A 22,877-nucleotide genomic window follows, 5' to 3' on the forward strand; every position below is an offset into this window, starting at 1 on the left:
TTTTGCCACAAACAGCGGTGGTCTTTAAAGGAACTGGTGGTTCTCTACCTTGATTTCTTGCTTGATGAAGTCAATAAAAGAGCTGATCCGGCGTGAGGTACTGGCATTTTTGTAATACACCGCATGAACGGGCTGTTCGACATTATGCGTGTGTTCACTAAGCACGCCCACTAAGCGACCAGCTTGTCGGTCAGAGTAGGTCATAAAGTCAGACAGGCAAGCTATCCCCGCACCATGTAAGGCTAAACATCTTAGCGTCTCGCCATTATCAGATCTTAGGCTACTCATAATACGCAGAAGTTTGTTCTTATCATCCATGATCGGCCATTCCTTAAGATACTCCGGCTTGTTGAATCCAAGTAGCTTGTGATTGAGTAACTGATCTATTGAGGTTGGAGTACCATGTTGTCTTAAATACTCTGGACTCGCGACGATTCGAATCCGACTTTTACCAAGAAATATCGCGCGCATGGTTGAGTTTTGTAGCTCACCGATACGAAAAGCAATATCGGTTTTTGTTCCCAAAAGGCTAATATTTTCCTCATTGGAATTGAGATCGATTTCGACTTCTGGATACAAGCTCTGATATTTAGCAATGTGCGGCGTTAGTACGTGCAGTAAGAAGGGGGTAGCTGCGTTTATTCGTAGGAGGCCAGAAGGCTTATATTTCTGGCTTTTCAGTTGTGCTTCGGCATTCTCTACTGCTTCTACAATATGTCTGACTTTATCGAGGTATATCGTTCCTTCATTAGTAACATCTAACTTACGGGTTGTGCGATTTAACAAGGTCGTTTCGAGTTTGGCTTCTAGCCGAGATACCGATCGACTCACAGCCGAGACGGTCATCGATAACAGTTCAGCCGCAGAGCTGATTGAACCCGTATCGACCACGGCCATAAAGGTGCGCATTTCATCTAGAGTAGCTTTCATTGTTGAATATATTTCAAATTAGATTTGAGTATTGTTAACTTTACGGAAAGTTTCTTGCGGCGTAAAGTTTTGCTTCGAATCAACTATAAAATCGATAATTCAGGAGATTTAGATGAAAGTACCATCATTTGGCGTCGGCACGTTTCGTTTAGAGGGTGAAGTAGTTAAGGATTCAGTCCGTAATGCGTTAGAAGTGGGTTACCGCGTAATTGATACTGCACAGATTTACGGTAATGAGGCAGAAATCGGTGAAGTATTGACACAGTCCGGTATTGCACGTGATGAGCTATTCATTACGACCAAGATCTGGGTTGATAACATGAACACGGAACAACTCATTCCAAGTCTAAAAGAGAGCTTAGAAAAGCTAAATACAGATTATGTGGATTTGACCTTGATCCACTGGCCTGGCAATAACAATAACTTGAGCGAATACATGGCTTCATTACTTGAAGCTAAATCGCAAGGGTTAACCCGTAATATTGGCGTCTCCAACTTTAATATTGACTTGTTGCAACAAGCGATAGAAGTGGTCGGTAAAGAGAATATTGTTACTAACCAAATCGAGCTTAGCCCTTATTTGCAAAATCGTAAGTTGGTCAGCTTCATGCAGGAAAACGATATTCAGGTAACGTCTTACATGACCTTGGCATATGGGAAAGTACTTGGGGACCCAACTATTGCAGGTATTGCTGAGGACTATCAGGCCACGCCAGCTCAAGTCGCGCTTGCTTGGGCTTTGTCAAAAGGTTACGCGGTGATCCCGTCTTCAACTAAACGAGAGAATTTAGCAAGTAACCTGAAAGCACTTGAACTTAATCTCAGTGAAGAGGCGATTGCAAAGATAGATGCGTTGGAAAGAAATGGCCGCGAAGTAAACCCTGAAGGGCTAGCGCCTGAGTGGGATGATTGAGTGAGTTTCACGGGAAATCATTGTCTAAATGGCACCTCTGCAATCGCTGACTTCCTCAGCGTTTGACGGTAGTACAACACCATAGACGATAACGGCTCGCTTGTCTGACGATAGTGCGAGCTTTTATCTTTTTGGCCTATTAGTTTACTGTATTCTCCCGGCCTTCAATTTGGCCGGGAGACGTCATTTAGAGATCAATTACCATTCGATTGTAGAGCCATCAAATACGCGGAAGCTTCCGGATTGCTCAAGTGTTAGCTGTTCTGCGACCGAAACAATGCCTGCAACACTTTCCTCGGCAGAAAAGGTTGCGTCCTCACCGCCCATATCGGTTTTTACCCAGCCGGGATGAACTGCGACAGTTTTTACTCCTCGCGATTCGAGATTGCGTGCTGCTGATACTAGAACCTGATTAAGCGCTGCTTTAGATGCTCGATAACTGTACATGTTACCTGAACTGTTATCGCTTAAACTCGCAACTCGGGTTGAGATTCCCACGATGGTTTTGTGCTGACTTTTCGCAACGTTGTCTTGTAGGGCTTGAATTAGCAGGGCAGGTGCGACGGTATTTATGTTTAGTACTTCTAGCCATTTTTTCTGGGTCATTTCGCCAAGCGTTGCACACTCTTCGCCTAATACACCTGCATTCAGAATTAAATGATCGAGCGGACGATCCGCTAATCGAGTGGCTAAATGATCGATATCTTGTTGGTTAGTGACGTCTAGAGCCATCAGTTGAAGTTGATTAGATTGGGTTACTAGTTCATTGAGCTGCTTAGCATTTTCTGGTGAACGACAAGTTGCGATAACTTGCCAACCTTTTCCAAGGTAGTGGCGGACAAATTGCAAGCCTAAGCCACGGTTAGCGCCAGTGATTAATACAGTAGACATCGCTTCTCCTACGTTGTTGAGTTGAACAACGACCATATTAGAGGCGACGTATAAGCATGTAATCAAAACAGTATAAAAATGGCCTAGAATTCGACATTGTCAAATCTTAAAGTTTGAGAAAGATGCTGGCAAAGTGTTTTAGCCTAGTGACCGTCAGTTCGGAGGCAGCACCGCTGACACCTGCAACAGCAACGACCTTACCATCCAAGTAAAGGGGGATCGCTAAGCAATTGAGGTTTGGCTCTGCCTCTTCTAAATCGAGTGCGTAACCTGATAATACAACCTGATTAAGTTCAGTTTCTAACGTGGGGGATATTTGGCTTTCAAGGCGCAATGTTCGGCGAAGCTCATCATCAAAACTAAGAAAAACCTTGCCGATCGCAGATGTTGTGAGTCCTTCTCGTTTCCCTCTCGGGCTACGGATAGTAAGAGGGTTATCCTGCTCTATAGCATCGATATACAAGTACTCTTTAGCGCCACTTTGTACAGCGAGGTAAGCAGTGTTGTTAGTCATTTGGGCCATTTTTTTCAGCAATGGAACAAAATGTTGTCGGATAGCTTCGTTTTTTTGTTCAATCGGCTTAGACAGTTCATAGCATCTAAACCCTAGGCTGTAGCTATGGTTGTGTTTGGATACATATCCAAGAGAGTGTAGAGTCGCAAGTAACCCGTGAACAGTCGTCTTATTTAACTGGATCGCATTACTGATCGTCTGTAATGATAGGGGAGACTCACTCATCGAGAGCAACTCGAGGATTAGAAAACCTCGCTCTAGAGACTGAATGTTTTTTCTTGCCTTGGGCACAAAGACTCCTTGATGATGGTGTTGCATATGAATGGCTTACTGATGCTTCCACCTATAACAAACCACTACGCTGGTGGTTTGGTTTTATTAGAGAATATACTCAGCACTTAAACTGATCGGCTCGTTGTATGCGTCCACAAGGGAGTTTTTTCCTTGCTTCTTAGCATTGTATAACGCTTGGTCTAATATCGAATAGAGCTCATCAAAGTTGGTGAGTGGCATTGAGGTTGATAGATAGGCCAGACTCGCAGATATATTCAATTGATGGTTATTAAGCGAATGTACACTCTTTTCTGAAATTGTTTTATGCAGACTTTGTATTCTAAAGGGAACGTCAATCTCATCGACGTTTTTCAATAGCAAGATAAACTCTTCTCCACCTAAACGACCCAAGTAATCTCCCTTATTAAGTTTAGCTTTAAGCGCTTTGCATACCTGTTGTAGTACTAAGTCGCCAGTCGGATGACCATACTGATCATTAATCGCCTTAAAGTCATCTAGATCGATTAATGCTAGAACGTAGCGGAAGTCTCCTTCAGCTTTGGAGGTTTGGCTTTTAATCGTCTCTATAATTGCCGCTCTGTTTAATGCACACGTTAAGCTGTCTATTTTGGCTTTTAAGCGTGTTTGTCGCTGAACCATCAATGCCAGAGCGAGGAGAACCAATAAACAGAAAACAACAAAATTATAAGTGCGTTGTTGGTCTGTGAGTTTTTCAAACTGGTACTGACTTAGAAGAGTTTCGTTGTTCAACTGCGCGACTTGTAGATCATATTCATACTCTTTTTTAGTGAGATCTAGTGCCTCTAACGCCTTGATATTACTCGCGTCTCGGTTCGTTAGTTCAATCGTCGAGTAGGCCTTGTGATGCTCCAGCGCCTTTTTGTAATCATTTTGAGCTTGGTATGCTTTTGAGAGGAGTAATTGGGCTTGCGCTTGCAATAAGGGCCTAGCGTTTTTTACCGCTAATCTTAACGCTATTGTAGTGTGTTCAATCGATTTTTCGGGTGTATGGTTCTTTAAATATGCCAATCCAGCAGCCAAATGACCCTCTGTTTCAAGGTGCGTATTCTCATAAGTTTGGGCAATGTTTAATGCTCTTCCAATGTAATCTACCGCGGTATCCAATTGCCCAGAATCGGCCAAAGCAGCAGATAACCCTAAATAGGTCAACCCTTGCCCGTATGGATAATGAAGTTGTTCGAGAATCGTTAATGCACTTTTGTAGTGGCTGATGGACTTATCGAGTTCTTTGGATTTTCTGTACATCGCTCCTAGACTATGTTCGACTTGCGCAACTTCAAGAGGTGTCCCTTCATCTTGGCGAACCAGTAAGGCTTGAATGAGATATTGCTCTGATTGTTCAAATTGCCCCAGCTCTGCAAGTAAATTGCCGACGTCATTGTAAATCCCTGAAGGATCGCTTTGCGTCGACATGTTGGCCATCAACTGTCGATACAAACTTAAGGCTTTTTCATAGTCACCGCGGTAATTGTAGTTATTTGCTACCACGCGCAAAGCAAGATCAACAGGGAAGTTTTCTTGATGCTTATGATTTAAGTGGCTCTCTAAGGATGAGCAATAAAAGTTTGCTTTGTGATAACGACCTTGTTGATTCAGCGTATAACAAAGTTGATAGTTCATCAGAGCCTTGCCTTCGGAATCGGATATTTTCTTCATTGTCTGTCGCAAAGAAGAAAAGCTATCTACTGAGGCCTCGTAACTACCATGCTTACGTTCATTTAAGGCAAGAATATATTCTGATTCTAATTGAGAAAAATGGTTGTCTAAGACTTGACTGCTGCCGTAGTAAGGCTGATTTATGTTTGACATATATTCATAAATCAATCCACTTACGTAGAGCTTTTCGCTGTCCGATTTCGCTGTATGGTAGCGATCTTGAAGCATGCTCAATGCCGACTCAGGGTTGCTTCGTAGTGTGGTTTGGTAGACAGAGTGCCACTGTGTGATATTTTGGTTTGGTTCAATATCTTGAGTGTCGCTTGCATATACTGGAGTGAGCAAAAGTGACGCAAGCAAGGGATAGAGCACGCGCATGTTTAAACGAGCCTTTAATTTAAGGTGCCTTTAAAGTTGAGTTATCATAGCGCTTTTAACGCATCAGCGTTGTGATTAAGTTGGGTGTACTAAGAAAAAGAGTAGTAAAACTATGCACTTGGTCGAGATATTGAAAGAAGAGGCATAAAAAAGAAAGACCTCAACATAAAGTTGAGGTCAGAAATCTTTAATCAATGTAAAGCTTTGCTAGATCTTGAGGCTCCATTTCTTTGCCTTCTAACTGATCGTTCCAGTTAGTTCCAACAAGAACACCATCTTCAGCAAGAGTCAAAAGCCAATCTTCAACAAAGATATCTAATGGGATTTCTAGTACAGTAAAATCTGCCCATTCTTCAACATTATGTGCTTCTGCATCTTCTTTAGAAGACCAGAAAGGCATGACTTCGCTGTTTTCGAATTCAGTTGAATCGCAAGATAGCCAACCTTCTTCATTGCGTAAACCCCAAACCAATTGGTTTTCTTTCGTTTCTGCAACAAAAAGGTCAAGGTTCGCTTGGATATCTGATGTAAGTTTGCTCATTTCAAAACTCTCGTTGTTATGACGTGGCTAGAGTAACACTAAAGTGCCGATTCCTAAAGCATAATACGGTTGTCGAAATGAGTAAAAATAAAGGAGCCGAAGCTCCTTTTCTGAGGTTAAGTATTCACTCGTTTTTGTTTGCTTTGTGCTTGCAGAGCAAACAAAAACAGGTACTTTACCTTTCTGGAAGAGTTGTGAATATTGTCCACTCTCTTTTTATCTCGCCTTTGTAACCAACGACTGATGCGGTTACTCGACGATTTAAAGCATGGCTGACTTCATCGGTCCCTTGTTGTGCTAAGTGAGTGTCACCAAAACCAACAATGCGGACTCTACTCGGTTCGATGTCGTAGCTTAGTAGGGCTTCACGGACATTGCGTGCTCGTCTTTCAGAAAGATCTTGGTTATGCTTTGAACCACCAACTTTACTAGCATAGCCGTGCAGCTCTATCGAAGTAGTAGGGTACTCTTTTAAAAAGTCGGAAAGCTCTCGGACTTGTCTTCTGAAGACTGGATTGATCTCATCAGAGTCGTTAGCAAAAAGTATCCGCACTTGCATGTTATCTGATGCTTTAATGTATTCTCCACAGCCGTCGTTGTCGACCTCTGAGCCTTCAGGTGTACCTGGGCACATATCTCGAGCATTGATGACACCATCGTTATCGTCATCTTGCAAATCTGCTATTTGTTCTGCATTTGGTACAGGGCGATACTCATATTCGTCTTCAGCAACAACGTGTTGAGTGATGGCGAGCATACCCAATGCAAATAGAATCTTCACTGGTTTCATGATCAGTACTCCACCTTTTCATTCCATTCTGTAGGTACATCGACACGCAAGGCATTTAACAATTGGCCAGTCGCGTTCATAACGCGGTACTTGGCGTACTGCTCTGAGTATCGAGCATCTAAGTAGTTCTTTCTCGCTTCAAAAAGTTCGTTTTCAGTATTTAACAAGTCCAGCAGAGTGCGTTTTCCAATGCGATACTGCTTTTCGTAGGCGATGACAGTTTCAGAGGCCGAATCTACGTGATCCGCTAGGAACTCTTTTTGTTGAAGTGTTAAATCTAACGCACTCCAAGATAGACGAAGGCCTTCTTCTACTTGGCGGTATGCACGTTCTCTTAAGTCTTTTGCTTTATTTAGTTGGTAGGCAAAACTTTCAGCGTTGGCTACGTCACTACCACCGTTAAAGAGGTTGTAACGCATGCGCAACATCGCTGTTGTCTCTTCGCTGCTTCCTTCAATACCGCTTGCATCATCACGCCATGTTTGAGCCGCTTCTACCGATATCGTTGGGTAGTAAGCTCCCTTAGATTGCTTGTATTGGAACTTTGCAGAGTCCACATCAGCTACCGAGATTTTGATTACTGGGTGTGACTCGAATGCCAAGTCAATCGCTTCATCGATGGTGTAGGGAATAAAGTTTTGGTCCGCTCTTGGGAAAATCAATCCTTGTGGTGACTGTCCGACAAGGCGTGTAAAGGTGGTGTGGCTGTCATATAAGTTGTTCTGAGCTGCCACCAAGTTACCGTGAGCCTTTGCTAAACGAGCCTCTACCTGGGTTAGGTCTGCTGTAGAACCGATACCTGAGTTAACTCGCTTTTTAATGTCTTCATAGATCTTCTTATGCACTTTCAAGTTATTCTCGGAAAGTGTAAGAATTTCATAAGCTTTTACTGAGTCTAAATAAACTTTCGCGACCTCTAGAGCGGTGTCTTGGGCATCAGCTAGAAGTTGATAACGGACCGATTCAGCATCAGCTGCTGTTCGATCCATATCATTAAGTGTCGCTGAGCCATCCCATATTAGCTGGGTTAGTGTCACGGTGGCTTCTTTTCTTGTCAGGTCGGTTGAATCTCGCCCTGACTCTGCGGGTTTGATTCCTTCGTAACCGATACCGGCATCTAAGTCTACGGATGGGAGGTAAGCACCACCAGATGCTTCATTCACATACTGCTTGCTAACGAATTCATTGAACGCACTTTTGATGTCAGGATTGGTTTTTAATGTGTTTTCAACCGCTTGCTCTAGCGTTTGCCCAAACGCATGACTAGCGGTGAACATACCAATACAAAAGGCGTTGGCACGAGTCCACTTCACTGTGATTCTCCTAGATAATGGTAAAAATTCTCGAGGTGATAGGGCTTATAAGTGGAATACTTATAAGGGCGTCAATAATTTAGCGCACAATAACATTAATATGCGATGAAGTAACCTGTTGATTCGCTGTTCATTTGTTTCAATTTTGATAAATCAACCTACTAAATCTGCCTAAAACTTGAATTAAGATCTCAAATTAAAGATGGAGGTAATGGCTAGAAACGAGTGTCCAGATTTTAATAAAATAAAACACTTATGCATCTGGATTCTTATTGATGTATGACACATAATTACTTTATTGAGCATCAAATTGCTGTTATTGCACTATATATTCGGGCAATATATAGCAAATTAGTATTGTTAGTCAAAAACTTGACAGTTATTTAGGGTTAAGGTTTATATGGATCGTACAGCATTAGTGCCACTCGGTAATCAAGTCGTCGTAATAGGTTTGGATGGGCAGCTGAGAGTCCTTGCAGAAGGACAGCAGCCTCTACCAGGTGAAGTGATAGTGGCAATGACAGATGCTGCGCCTCAAGACCTGAAAATTCAGCTTGCTCAAGAGCAAGGTTTAAAAGATATTTCAGACGATGTAGCACAGATTATTAGTGCTATTGAGCAAGGTCAAGACCCTTCTGCTATTGATGAAGAACTCGCACCTGCAGCGGGTGAAAATAGTGGCTCCAGTTTGCAAAATAGTGCCACGATTGTACGAGATGGTACTGAAGTGCTAGCCTCAACAAACTTTGAAACTATTGGCCTAGAATCCCTCGGCTTATCTGAAACACAAGCGTTGACCTTAAATGACTTCTTCACAACAGGTATCGAGACAAGTGGGGATGGCTCAAGTAAGCCACTTACTAATTCTCCAGTGACATTAAGCGCTGTTGAGGAAGATAGCGATCCAATCACGATAACTACTGAAGAATTACTATCTAATGTCAATATTGATGATGCCGATACTCTTGTCATTACAAACGTCACTATTGAGAGTGGGAATGGCACCTTAATTGATAACAGCGATGGATCTTGGACTTACATTCCAGAGGCTGATGATGACACTGAAGTGTCATTCTCCTATGACATTATTGATAACGATGGCGGTGTTATTAATGGCACTGCTAACTTAGATATTACGCCTGTTAATGACGCGCCAATAGCAACTAATGATGCGATTCAAACTGACGAGGATTCCCAGGTTGTAATTGATGTGCTCGCTAACGACAGTGATATTGAAGGTGATGATTTAATCATTACCTCTGCTTCTGTACCAGAAGAGCAAGGTATCGTTGAGATTATCGATGGTAAGCTTGTTTTCACTCCGGCTGAAAATTTCAACGGTAATGCAACGATTAGCTACACCATCACAGATGGTGAGTTAGAGGATGAAGCTCAAGTTTCGGTAACAGTAAACTCAGTTAACGATGCGCCTATTGCCTCTAATGATACAACAATTACAGAGGAAGATAGCTCAGTAACGGTTGATGTCCTGCCAAACGACACCGATATTGATGGCGATACGCTGTCGATTGACTCGGCATCTGTGCCGAGTGACCAAGGGACAGTCGAGATTGTTGACGGCAAACTGGTGTTCACACCGGCTGAGAACTTCCATGGCGATGCTGAAATCACTTACACCGTCACCGATGGTGCGCTGACTGACCAAGCGACGGTCAACGTCACCGTGAATGCGGTGAACGACGCGCCTGTGGTTGAAAGCAGCATTGCAGACCAAGCCTTGGCGGAAGACTTTACGCCATACAGCATCGATCTGAATACGGCCTTCAGCGATGTGGATAACGTGGATGGCGAGCTGAGCTTCAGCGTTTCTGGCAACAACAACGTGTTGGTGTCGATTGAAAATGGTATCGCGACCATTAGCCCAACCGCAGACTGGAACGGCTCAGAAGCGTTGACCTTTACGGCTACCGATCCAAGCGGCGAGAGCGTTAGCCAAACGGTGAACTTCACGGTAGCGCCTGTGGCGGACATCGTGGCAGACAACGCGACGGTTGTGGAAGACACGCCAACCATCATTAAGGTTTTAGATAACGACACGTTCGAAGGCAACGACAAAGTGGTGTCGCTGGATAGCAATAACGGTCCAGCGAACGGCACGGTCTCGGTCAACCCTGACGGCAGTGTGACTTACACGCCAAACGACAACTATCACGGAACAGACAGCTTCACCTACATCGTTACCTCTGGTGGGGTATCCGAGTCCACCACAGTGAACATCGATGTGACGCCAGTGAATGACGCGCCAGTGGCGACCAATGACAATGCCGTTACTGACGAAGACACGCCAGTGACGATTGATGTCCTGCCAAACGACACCGACATTGATGGCGATACATTACGTATTGACTCGGCGTCTGTGCCGAGTGACCAAGGGACAGTCGAGATTGTTGACGGCAAACTGGTGTTCACACCGGCTGAGAACTTCCATGGCGATGCTGAAATCACTTACACCGTCACCGATGGTGCGCTGACTGACCAAGCGACGGTCAACGTCACCGTGAATGCGGTGAACGACACGCCTGTGGTTGAAAGCAGCATTGCAGACCAAACCTTGGCGGAAGACTTCACGCCATACAGCATCGATCTAAACACCGCTTTCAGTGATGTGGACAACGTTGATAGTGAGTTAACGTTTAGCGTCTCAGGCAACAGTAATGTCAATGTCTCAATAGAAAATGGCATTGCTACGTTCACTCCAACCGCAGACTGGAACGGCTCAGAAGCGCTGACCTTTACTGCCACCGATCCAAGCGGTGAAAGCGTTAGCCAAACGGTGAACTTCACGGTTACCCCTGTGGCGGACATCGTGGCAGATAAAGCGACGGTTGTGGAAGATACGCCAACCATCATTAAGGTCTTAGGTAACGACACGTTTGAAGGCGACGACAAAGTGGTGTCGCTCGATACCAACAACGGTCCAGCCAACGGCATGGTCTCGGTCAACCCGGATGGTAGCGTAACCTACACGCCAAACGACAACTACCACGGTGCAGACAGCTTTACCTACATCGTTACCTCCGGTGGGGTATCGGAGTCCACCATGGTGAACATCGATGTGACGCCAGTGAATGACGCGCCAGTGGCGACCAATGACAATGCCGTTACTGACGAAGACACGCCAGTGACGATTGATGTCCTGCCAAACGATACTGACATTGATGGCGATACGCTGTCTATCCAATCGGCGTCTGTGCCGAGTGACCAAGGGACAGTCGAGATTGTTGACGGCAAACTGGTCTTCACACCGGCTGAGAACTTCCATGGCGATGCTGAAATTACTTACACCGTGACCGATGGTGCACTGACCGACCAAGCGACGGTTAACGTCACGGTGAATGCGGTGAACGACACACCTGTGGTTGAAAGCAACCTCGCAGACCAAACCTTGGCAGAAGACTTTACGCCATACAGCATCGATCTAAACACCGCTTTCAGTGATGTGGATAATGTGGATGGCGAGTTAACGTTTAGCGTCTCTGGTAATAGCAACATTCAAGTGGCGATCGTCAACGGTATTGCTACGTTCACTCCAACCGCAGACTGGAACGGCTCAGAAGCGTTAACCTTTACTGCCACCGATCCAAGCGGTGAAAGCGTCAGCCAAACGGTGAACTTCACAGTAGCGCCTGTGGCAGACATCGTGGCAGATAAAGCGACGGTTGTGGAAGACACGCCGACCATCATCAAGGTCTTAGGTAACGACACGTTCGAAGGCGACGACAAAGTGGTGTCGCTGGATACCAACAACGGTCCAGCTAACGGCACGGTCTCGGTCAACCCGGACGGCAGCGTAACCTACACGCCAAACGACAACTACCACGGTACAGACAGCTTCACCTACATCGTTACGTCCGGTGGGGTATCAGAGTCCACCACGGTGAACGTCGATGTCACGCCAGTCAACGATGCGCCAGTGGCGACCAATGACACGGCGATTACTGACGAAGACACGTCAGTGACGATTGATGTCCTGCCAAACGACACTGACATCGATGGTGATAAGCTGTCGATTGAATCGGCTTCCGTACCTGAAACACAAGGCACAGTTGAGATTGTTGATGGCAAACTGGTCTTCACACCGGCTGAGAACTTCCATGGCGATGCTGAAATTACTTACACCGTGACCGATGGTGCACTGACCGACCAAGCGACGGTTAACGTCACGGTGAATGCGGTGAACGACACACCTGTGGTTGAAAGCAACCTCGCAGACCAAACCTTGGCAGAAGACTTTACGCCATACAGCATCGATCTAAATACCGCGTTCAGCGATGTAGATAACATGGATGGCGATCTGACCTTCAGCGTCTCCGGCAACAGCAACATTCAAGTGGCGATCGTCAACGGTATTGCTACGTTCACTCCAACCGCGGACTGGAACGGCTCAGAAGCATTGACCTTTACTGCCACCGATCCAAGCGGTGAAAGCGTTAGCCAAACGGTGAACTTCACAGTGGCGCCTGTGGCGGACATCGTGGCAGATAAAGCAACGGTCGTGGAAGACACACCAACCATCATTAAGGTCTTAGGTAACGACACGTTCGAAGGCGACGACAAAGTGGTGTCGCTGGATAGCAATAACGGCCCAGCTAACGGCACGGTCTCCGTCAACCCGGACGGCAGCGTCACTTACACGCCAAACGACAACTTCCACGGTACAGATAGCTTCACGTACATCGTTACATCGGGCGGGGTATCGGAGTCCACCACGGTGAACGTCGATGTCACACCAGTCAATGACGCGCCAGTGGCAAAAGATGATACCGCTGTTACTGACGAAGACACGCCAGTGACAATTGATGTCCTACCAAACGACACCGATATTGATGGCGATACGCTGTCTATCCAATCAGCGTCTGTGCCGAGTGAGCAAGGGACAGTCGAGATTGTTGATGGTAAGTTGGTGTTCACACCGGCTGAGAACTTCAATGGTGACGCCGAAATCACTTACACCATCACCGATGGTGCACTGACTGACCAAGCGACGGTCAACGTCACCGTGAATGCGGTGAACGACACGCCTGTGGTTGAAAGTAGCATCGCAGACCAAGCCTTGGCAGAAGACTTTACGCCATACAGCATCGATCTAAATACCGCTTTCAGCGATGTAGATAACATGGATGGCGATCTGACCTTCAGCGTCTCCGGCAACAGCAACATTCAAGTGGCGATCGTCAACGGTATTGCTACGTTCACTCCAACCGCGGACTGGAACGGCTCAGAAGCATTGACCTTTACTGCTACCGATCCAAGCGGTGAAAGCGTTAGCCAAACGGTGAACTTTACGGTTGCGCCTGTGGCGGACATCGTGGCAGACAAAGCGACGGTTGTGGAAGACACGCCAACCATCATTAAGGTTTTAGGTAACGACACGTTCGAAGGCAACGACAAAGTGGTGTCGCTGGATACCAACAATGGTCCAGCTAACGGCACGGTCTCGGTCAACCCGGACGGCAGCGTGACCTACACGCCAAACGACAACTTCCACGGTACAGATAGCTTCACCTACATCGTCACGTCCGGTGGGGTATCAGAGTCCACCACGGTGAACGTCGATGTGACGCCAGTCAATGACAAGCCTGACAGTGAGGACTTTACGCATGTTACTGACAAGCCTTTGACGCAAGTTGTATTTGATACTGATACGAAACCTTTAGGTGATGGCGACTCTCAGGATCATATAGCGGATATTGAAGATGACTTAAATGGCAACGATTTGCATGTGCGGATTACTGAACTACCGACCTCAGGAACATTGTTCTTCAGAGATAACAACGGTGAACTGCATGAAATAAAAGAAGTCAGTGACACTCTTTATGAAAAAGATAGCCTTTACTATGAAGCTGATAATGTGGGTTTCTTATTAGGTATCAAGGATCGCCCAGATACACCAAATAGCTCCGAGTCTACAACAGATTTCAATAATTGGGGGCTAAGTGAGGACGGAGGTCCATCACACTCCCGTACTGAGCATTTAGTTAATGGTTCCTCCATCACTATATCTTCTGATAGTGGTGAACTTGCTCAATACAACCGCCAAGTGTCACATATCGGAAACGGTATTGCTGACAATGATGGGCAGGGTATTGAGAAAGGCGAGACAATTACGATCGATTTGTCTAATAACCCTGTGGGCAGCGTAAACCTTGGCTTAGATGGATTAGGTGGATTGTTTGATTACGGTGATGACAACGCTGCGCTTATTACGGTTACGTATTTAGATTCAAATAATATCGAACAGACTCAAACGTTCGAGTTCTTGAAGCCTGAAGGCAACTTCATGCTATTCCAAGAAACAAGCGTTGGTTTTGGGCAAGATCTAGCTCTTCCTGAAGGTTCAGTCATTACTCAGTTAGATTTTTCTACGAAAAATGAAGGGAACTGGGAGTTACGTTATGTAGAAGGTATTCCTGCCGGAGATAGCTTTGGATATGTGGCAGTCGATTCTGAAAGTGGAGTTAGTGATCCGTCTACGGTCAATATCGTTAACGAAATACTAGATGGTAATGTTGCGGAAAATGGACCTGTGGTGGAGAGCATTGCAGGTATTACTGTTGTTGAGGGTGACGATGTCACGTTTTCTGTTTCTCTAAATAACGCGACAGATCAGACCGTTAAGTATCAAGTGGATTTCTCTGCAGAGGGTTCTAGTGTGAGCTCTCAAGACATTGATTTGTCGAACGCAACTTTTACTAATGGCGTGAAGTATTTGGGCGGATACCTTATTGTTCCAGCCGGAGTGAATGGCTTTGAGATTACCATTCCAAGTATTGATGATCAGTTGGTTGAATCAACAGAGAGTCTTGTGATTAAAGTCGGAGATGTGTCTGGCGTTGGCTATATTGATGATAATGATGTTCCGCCAGCAGTTCAAAGCAACGAAATTTCCGGATTAGAAGACGAAGCTATTGTTATAACACTAGAACATTTAGGCATCGTTGATAGTAGTATAAGTGTTGAGTTTGACACTTCTGCTCTAAATGGCTCACTGCAAGTGAAAGGTTCTGATGGTTGGGAAGCGGTTTCTGGAAGTGTGCTCGCTTCTGATATCGAAAATGGTCTTGTTCGTTATGTTCCTGCTGAACATGAATCTGGTGCAAATGTTTTCGATAAAGACGGTGTTGGGAACGGCTTGGATACTTACGAGCAGATTCATTTCACTGTTAGTGATGGCAATTCTTCTGCTTCAGGTACGTTGAGTATCGACATAGAGCCTGTCGCGGACCCAATTAAGATTGACCTTACTTTCGGTCCAGTAACGTCTGTACCTGTGACACTAGGCGGAAGCTGGTCTACAGACGAAGAACTTAAAGATCTGCTTGAGGCAAGTAATTTACCAGGGCTTGACTTTGAACATGTGGTGACACAAACGTTTAATAACGGACATGTTGGTAATGACTTAATGCTAAGCGGTGACACTGAATCGCCACTGAGCTTTGTCGGAGATCAACAAGCAGGTGCGAACGTTGATGCTCAAGGCAGTGATATCTTTGTGACTGGAGGAGGTAATGATTCTATCTATGGCGGTATTGGTTCATTAGATGATCAAGCGGAGACGGACACAGTTGTTTACTCTGGCAAGTTGTCTGATTACAACCTCAACTATTACCCTGCGTCTGACCACTCAGAGGTCCCGTATTGGATTGTCGAAGATAGCCGATTTATTGATACAAAAGATGTTATTTCGAGCACTCATAAAGAGTCGGGTGACCACCTTTATGAAATTGAACAACTTATCTTCCAAGATGCCATTATCAAGCTAAATAACAACACAGGAGAGTATGTTGTACTTACAGAGCAGCAAGTCTCTTTTGAGCTGAACCTTGATCTTATCGATGTGGATGGCAGTGAGTCATTCATTAACGATAGCGTCACATTAACGGGAATTCCTTCAGGGCTAACATTAGAGGTGAATGGCAAAACGGTTACTGAAAACAGCGATGGTTCTTACACGGTTGACCTTTCAAGTGAACCAAATCAAACCAGTCATCAACTAAGCGGTACGATTACTGTACCAGCCGATTACAATGGTTCGTTAGATTTTGATGTAACAGCGACGGCAGGAAGTGTTGAAGTTAATAACAATACTCAAATGGGAACGGACACGGCTTCTGTTTCAGTTCGAGATTATGATTTTGTTTCCGGTACGCATGGTGATAACAAGATAGCTGGATCTGATAGCAATGATGTGATTGTTGGCGATGTTCAAGGATTACAGATTGTCGAGGGGCAGGACTACAACATTGCTTTTATGCTCGATACATCAGGCAGCATGGGTTACGACGTTGGTCTAGCGCTAGGTGAGCTAAAAACAGTGCTGAATACTCTTACCGAAAGTGCTAGTGGCCCTCATTCGGGCAAAGTGAACGTTTTATTGACCACATTTGCTACTGGGAGCTCTCAGGTACTTGAATTAGATTTGAGTGCAGACAACGCAACATCGCAAATAGAGTCTACATTGGATGCAATTTTACAAATCGGTGATGGTAATACAAATTATGAAGCCGGGTTCCAATCTGCACTAGACTGGTTTGCTAATGCCGATAGTGGCGCAACAAACCTAAGTTATTTCATATCTGATGGTCAACCAAACCAAGCTACGGATAACAATACGAGTTGGTTTAGTGGTTGGGAGGGTGTCGTACTTGGCGTGTCAGAACAAAAGTTAGTGACGCTAGCGGATGTCTTGCCAAGTGATTACAGGTTTGGTGATACAGTCACATACAACAATAAAACAATCATAGATTTTCGCGGGGCGGTGTATTCGCTCTCTACTGGTGAACAGGTGGGGAGAATGCTTAACTCATATGTCTATGATGATTATGGAAATAATGTTCTATCTCAAGCGAATAACGCATATCAAGCATTGGCTGAATTTAGTGAGGTTCGTTCGATAGGTCTTGGTCGCTACTTAGATGAAGATTCGTTAGAAAACTTCGACTCTGATGGTGTAGTAAGAGCTAACATAGATGTAAACCAACTAGCAGAAGTGATCCTTGGTAAGGAAGTTTCTTTGATGCAAGGCAAAGATGAGATTAACAGCCTTGATGGAAATGACATTATTTTTGGTGATGCCATGCGTTTCGACGTCGATGGTGAGCAAGGAGTTTCCGCGCTGCAAAACTACGTAGCTTCTCAACTAGGTAAGGATGTTTCGTTGGTTACCAAAGAAGAAGTTCATCACTACATTACTGAAAACCAAGCAGAATTTGAACAGTCTCGTTATTACGACCAGGCAGATACCATCTCTGGTGGTTCAGGAGATGATATTTTGTTTGGACAAGGCGGTGACGACAAGCTGTTCGGTGGTGCAGATAATGATATTTTAATTGGTGGTTTCGGCAATGATATTTTGACAGGGGGGGACGGTGAAGACATCTTTAAATGGATTGATGTGTCCAATGAACGCGACACTGTCACTGACTTCAATAAAGATGAAGACACTCTAGACTTCTCTGATCTCTTTGATGACTTATCTAAAGATGAAATTGGAGAGCTTCTTAATGATCTTCAATCAGGTGATCATACCGGTGATGTCGGAGAGTATCACGTAGAAGTGGCACCAGATGGCAGCTCTGAGGCAAACCTGAGTATTACAAAAGGTAGCTCGACATTAGACATCCATTTTGACGGTGCAAGCGTTGATGATGTGACTCAAAGCTTGATTGCAAGTTTAGAGGCGCAATACAAAGATATGTAGTGGCGTTACCATTTAGGTAAAATTGAAAATCAAAAAAGGTCTAGCAATTTGCTAGACCTTTTATTTTTACGTTCTGTTTATGGTTGTGTTAGCTTTTTGGAAGTGTAGTGAAAACGGTCCACTCTTTCTTAACTTCGCCCTTGTGACCAATCACTGTTGCGGTTACTCGACGGTTTAGCGCGTGACTCACTTGGTCAGTGCCTTGTGTTGCAAGCACTGTGTCTCCATAGCCCACAATGGTAACTCTATCCCCACTAATACCATTCGTCATGAGTTCTTTTCTAACGTTCTCAGCCCGGCGCTTGGATAAGTCGAGATTGTGTTCTGCAGTACCAGTGCGACTAGCATAGCCCTGAATCTCGATAGACGTATTTGGGTACTCTTTCAAGAAATCGGACAACTCACGAATTTGTTGCGTAAAGATAGGGTTTATAACATCGGAATCGTTCGCAAATAGGACTCGAATTTGCATTTCTTGTGAGGAGTCGACATACGAACCGCAGCCATCGTTATCTATCTCGGCTCCTAAAGGAGTTCCCGGACACAAATCGCGCTCGTTAATAACACCGTCTGAGTCATCATCTATATGATCAGCCCACTGATCGGCAATTGGCGTATCGATGTAATCATACTCATCGCCTTTATCGGATGAACTGCATGCCGAAATCATCAATGAGAGTGCAATAAGAGTTATGTGTTTCATAATTAATACTCCACTTCTTCTAGCCATTCTTTAGGCATTTCGACCCTTAATGCACTCAACAGTTGACCTGTTGCGTTCATCACTCGATATTTGGCGTACTGCTCTGCGTATTTAGAGTCTAAGTAGTCTTTACGCGCCTCAAAGAGCTCGTTTTCAGTGTTCAATAGATCAAGCAGTGTCCGTTTACCGATGCGATATTGCTTCTCGTAAGCAATTACGGTCTCAGACGCAGAGTCTACATGATCTGATAGAAACTCTTTTTGTTGTAATGTTAAATCAAGCGCACTCCAAGAAAGTCTTAACCCTTCTTCAACATTGCGATAGGCACCTTCACGCAAGTCTTTTGCTTTATTTAGCTGGTAGGCGAAGTTTTCTGAGTTCGCTGCATCACTGCCGCCATTGAATAGGTTGTAGCGTAGGCGCAGCATGGCAAGTGTCTCATCACTGCGACCTTTTAAACCATCAGCGTCGTCACGCCATGTTTGCGAAGCTTCAATGGAAATGGTTGGGTAGTTAACACCTTTAGACTGTTTGTATTGAAACTTAGCCGAGTCTACGTCTGCGAGTGCGACTTGAATAACGGGGTGCAGTTCAAATGCCAAGCCTACCGCTTCATCAATTGTGTACGGAATAAAGTTTTGGTCCGCTCTCGGAAAGATTAGCCCTTGCGGTGTTTGACCGACTAAACGAGTGAACATCGTGTGAGAGTCATACAGGTTATTTTGAGCAGCGGCTAAGTTGCCGTGTGCTTTTGCCAAACGTGCTTCTACTTGCGTTAAGTCAGCGGTAGAGCCGATACCCGAGTTGACTCGTTTTTTAATGTCATCGTAGATATCTTTGTGAACAGCCAGGTTGTTTTCAGACAGCTTGAGTATTTCGTAAGCTTTTACAGCATCTAGATACACTTTGGTGACTTCAAGTGCTTTATCCGATGCGTCGGCCAAAAGTTGAAATCTTACTGATTCAGCATCCGCTGCGGTTCGGTCTATATCATTAAGAGTCGCACTGCCGTCCCAGATAAGTTGGGTTAGTGTCACCGATGCTTCTTTTCGAGTGTAATCTGTATCTCCACGTCCCACCTCGTCAGAAGGGTCTAATCCTTCATACCCAATACCCGCATCTAGATCAATAGAGGGTAAGTAAGCACCCGAAGATGCTTCATTTACGTATTTTCGGCTCGTAAATTCATTAAATGCACTCTTAATGTCAGGGTTGTTTTTTAACGTCAATGCTACGGCTTGCTCTAAAGTTTGACCGAAAACGGGTATAGACACCATTAAACTACAGCAGCAAGCAATATTTAGTCGGTTCCATTTCACGGTATTTCTCCTAAAAATTCGTGTTGCTTTTTGCTATTTCATCTCATAACTGAGACGAAACATCATAAATAACAGTGCTTGAGTAAGGGATTTATCAACCTACTGTTAAAACAAAGCTTTTGTTTCAAAAATCCAAGATTTCGCCTTTTAAAACCTTAGCACATATGTCGAATGTTGCTTAGCAACATAGCAAGTTTAGCTCGGAGAAAAGCTTGAATTCTTAATATCATAGCGTTTCACGGCCTGTGTCACTCTGCGCTTTTTTGTAACTCTGCCCCTAGAGTTATCAAACGTCCTACAAGCTACACATACAACGAAAATATGATGATTTTGACTAAACTATAGACGTAAATGTAGGGGTGACAAACTTTTGACTTGGTTTGAAGTGGGGCGAGGTAGATATGGAACGTGTAACTTTTAGCTCATTGGCGGGCAACATTGTCGTTATCGGGTTGGACGGGGAGATTAGGACTTTAGGTCAGGGTCAACTACCTCAACCAGGAGAGTTAATAATCGATGAAGTATCAGATACTTCTGAACTTGTTATCGAGCAGGTGACACCACAAGGAAGTTCAATAAATGTAACTGATGATATCACTGCGTTAATTGAAGCAATTGCGAGTGGGGAAGACCCGACTGAGCTGGGTGAAGAGTTTGAACCTGCTGCAGGTGAAGGAAACGGGTCTAGCCCACAGAATACGGGAGCTATAGATCGCACAGGTGCTGAATTACTCGCTAGTACCAATTTTGAGACAGTGGGAACTGACGGAACAGGATTTTCAAGTACTCAGGTAGAGACGCTACTCGATATTCTCCAAATACAACCACCAGAACCAACAGCAACCCCCATTCCTGCAACGATAATTGTTCAGGAAATATCCAGTCCGACTATCAACGAAGGTGATCAGGTTGTATTCGATATTACTTTAAACCAAGCAACAGAGGACAATACTGATGTCACTTTGTCGCTACTTGATGGCACCGCAACTGGCGGTTCAACTGACGAGAGCGGAAGTGACTACGTTAATGAGCGTGTTCTCATAACATTTTCTGATGGTACAACGGAAGAAATCTTGGTTGATGATAACGGTACTTTTACAGTCTCGGTCCCATTAGGTGAAAGCGGGTTTACGGTTTCTCTCGACTCTATAGGTGACTCTATATTCGAAGGCCCAGAAACGTTTACGCTTTCTGGCACAACAGAAGAACAAAATACACCTGCAACCGGGGTGGCAACCATTGTTGATGATGGTAGTGGGCCAGGTTTAAGTCCTGATGATGATCGCCCAACGGTAACGATGAGCGATGCAGGGATAGTTAATGAGGGTGAAACGGCTAGCTTTAAAGTGTCGTTATCTAATCCATCAGCTATAGATGTTGAGGTTGAACTGACTCTTAACTTAGGTGACACCGAAGCCGGTGACTTAGGTCTCTTAGAATACAACACGGGAAGTGGCTGGGTTGCAGTGCCAAATGATGGTGTGGTGACGGTGCCAGCCGGGCAAACTGAGTTTGATGTGCGTATCGCTTCCATTGATGACACCGTTTATGAAGGCCCTGAAGATTTCAGTGTGACGGTAACTGGCATTGGGGCGGTGCAAGGCAGCGATACCGGTACGGCGACGATAGTGGATGACGGCAGTGGTCCGGGCCCTGATCCGGATGATGACCGTCCAAGTGTGACTATTACCGATGCTGGCACCATTAATGAGGGTGAGACAGCGAACTTCACAGTCTCCTTATCGAACGCGTCTGAAGCGGAAACGCAGGTGGAACTGGGTCTTAATCTCGGCGATACCGAAGTTGGAGATTTGGGCACCCTAGAATACAACACGGGAAGCGGTTGGGTCACAGTGCCAAACGATGGCGTGGTGACGGTGCCAGCCGAGCAAACCGAATTTGATGTGCGTATTGCTTCTATTGATGACACCGTTTATGAAGGCCCTGAAGATTTCAGTGTGACGGTGACTGGCATTGGCGCAGTGCAAGGCAGCGATACGGGAACGGCAACGATAGTGGATGATGGCAGTGGTCCGGGCCCTGATCCGGATGATGACCGTCCAAGTGTGACTATTACCGATGCTGGCACCATTAATGAGGGTGAGACTGCGAACTTCAAAGTCACCTTATCGAACGCCTCTGAAGCGGAAACGCAAGTAGAGTTGGGTCTTAATCTCGGCGATACCGAAGTCGGTGACTTAGGTACCTTAGAATACAACACGGGAAGTGGCTGGGTCACAGTGCCAAACGATGGCGTGGTGACCGTTCCTGCTGGGCAAACTGAGTTTGATGTGCGCATCGCTTCCATTGATGACGCCGTTTATGAAGGCCCAGAAGATTTCAGCGTGACGGTGACTGGCATTGGCGCAGTGCAAGGCAGCGATACCGGTACGGCAACGATTGTGGATGACGGCACGGGTCCAGGCCCTGATCCGGATGATGACCGCCCGAATGTGACTATTACCGATGCTGGCACCATTAATGAGGGTGAGACGGCGAACTTCACAGTCACCTTATCGAACGCCTCTGAAGCAGAAACGCAAGTAGAGTTGGGTCTTAATCTCGGCGATACCGAAGTCGGTGACTTAGGCACCTTAGAATACAACACGGGAAGTGGTTGGGTTGCAGTGCCAAACGATGGCGTGGTGACGGTGCCAGCAGGGCAAACCGAGTTTGATGTGCGCATCGCTTCTATTGATGACGCGGTGTACGAAGGCCCAGAAGATTTCAGCGTGACGGTGACTGGCATTGGGGCAGTGCAAGGCAGTGATACGGGGACGGCGACGATAGTGGATGACGGCAGTGGTCCTGGCCCCGATCCGGATGATGACCGCCCGAATGTGACTATTACCGATGCTGGCACCATTAATGAGGGTGAGACGGCGAACTTCAC

Annotated in this window: 12 protein-coding genes; 3 read left to right on the forward strand and 9 right to left on the reverse strand. The window is 45.4% G+C overall.

The window, feature by feature from the left end:
• Window positions 1-24: 24 nt before the first annotated feature.
• Window positions 25-930, reverse strand: coding sequence for a LysR family transcriptional regulator (locus R7Q47_RS10870; protein WP_005377343.1), 906 nt, complete (start codon window positions 928-930; stop codon window positions 25-27).
• Window positions 931-1,042: 112 nt separating this feature from the next.
• On the opposite strand from R7Q47_RS10870, the gene dkgB reads away from it, so the two are divergent.
• Window positions 1,043-1,843: a 2,5-didehydrogluconate reductase DkgB gene (gene dkgB / locus R7Q47_RS10875; RefSeq protein ID WP_047102673.1), complete on the forward strand. Its 801-nt coding sequence runs from the start codon at window positions 1,043-1,045 to the stop codon at window positions 1,841-1,843.
• 198 nt (window positions 1,844-2,041) lie between these two features.
• On the opposite strand, the gene R7Q47_RS10880 is transcribed toward dkgB, so the two are convergent.
• The 6 genes from R7Q47_RS10880 to R7Q47_RS10905 all read right to left on the reverse strand — a co-directional run bounded on the left by R7Q47_RS10880 (window position 2,042) and on the right by R7Q47_RS10905 (window position 8,241).
• Window positions 2,042-2,734 carry an SDR family oxidoreductase gene (locus R7Q47_RS10880; RefSeq protein ID WP_318088971.1) on the reverse strand — a complete coding sequence of 231 codons (693 nt, stop codon included), beginning with the start codon at window positions 2,732-2,734 and terminating at the stop codon, window positions 2,042-2,044.
• 106 nt (window positions 2,735-2,840) lie between these two features.
• On the reverse strand, window positions 2,841-3,539 hold the full coding sequence (locus R7Q47_RS10885; RefSeq protein WP_017635969.1) for an IclR family transcriptional regulator: 699 nt from the start codon (window positions 3,537-3,539) through the stop codon (window positions 2,841-2,843).
• A gap of 87 nt (window positions 3,540-3,626) precedes the next feature.
• Complete coding sequence (locus R7Q47_RS10890) at window positions 3,627-5,597, reverse strand: diguanylate cyclase domain-containing protein (RefSeq protein WP_248486619.1); 1,971 nt, start codon at window positions 5,595-5,597, stop codon at window positions 3,627-3,629.
• A gap of 187 nt (window positions 5,598-5,784) precedes the next feature.
• Window positions 5,785-6,138 carry a DUF2750 domain-containing protein gene (locus R7Q47_RS10895; protein ID WP_005377352.1) on the reverse strand — a complete coding sequence of 118 codons (354 nt, stop codon included), beginning with the start codon at window positions 6,136-6,138 and terminating at the stop codon, window positions 5,785-5,787.
• A gap of 175 nt (window positions 6,139-6,313) precedes the next feature.
• A complete protein-coding gene (locus R7Q47_RS10900; RefSeq protein ID WP_005377354.1) occupies window positions 6,314-6,928 on the reverse strand; it encodes an OmpA family protein in 615 nt (204 codons plus the stop codon).
• A 2-nt stretch (window positions 6,929-6,930) separates the two neighbouring features.
• On the reverse strand, window positions 6,931-8,241 hold the full coding sequence (locus R7Q47_RS10905) for a TolC family outer membrane protein (protein WP_017821962.1): 1,311 nt from the start codon (window positions 8,239-8,241) through the stop codon (window positions 6,931-6,933).
• 400 nt (window positions 8,242-8,641) lie between these two features.
• Between R7Q47_RS10905 and R7Q47_RS10910 the strand changes: the two genes are divergently transcribed.
• Window positions 8,642-17,962, forward strand: coding sequence for a tandem-95 repeat protein (locus R7Q47_RS10910; RefSeq protein ID WP_318088972.1), 9,321 nt, complete (start codon window positions 8,642-8,644; stop codon window positions 17,960-17,962).
• An 88-nt stretch (window positions 17,963-18,050) separates the two neighbouring features.
• On the opposite strand, the gene R7Q47_RS10915 is transcribed toward R7Q47_RS10910, so the two are convergent.
• Both R7Q47_RS10915 and R7Q47_RS10920 read right to left on the reverse strand, forming a co-directional pair.
• The gene (locus R7Q47_RS10915) at window positions 18,051-18,665 is read right to left on the reverse strand and encodes an OmpA family protein (protein WP_031781371.1); all 615 of its coding nucleotides are present in this window, start codon (window positions 18,663-18,665) and stop codon (window positions 18,051-18,053) included.
• Window positions 18,666-18,667: 2 nt separating this feature from the next.
• Entirely contained in the window at window positions 18,668-19,984 is a 1,317-nt protein-coding gene (locus R7Q47_RS10920) for a TolC family outer membrane protein (protein ID WP_195723090.1), read from the reverse strand.
• Window positions 19,985-20,385: 401 nt separating this feature from the next.
• On the opposite strand from R7Q47_RS10920, the gene R7Q47_RS10925 reads away from it, so the two are divergent.
• On the forward strand, window positions 20,386-22,877 hold a 2,492-nt coding region (locus tag R7Q47_RS10925), incomplete at its 3' end, for a Calx-beta domain-containing protein (RefSeq protein ID WP_318088973.1).

Source organism: Vibrio sp. Vb0349 (assembly GCF_033338975.1).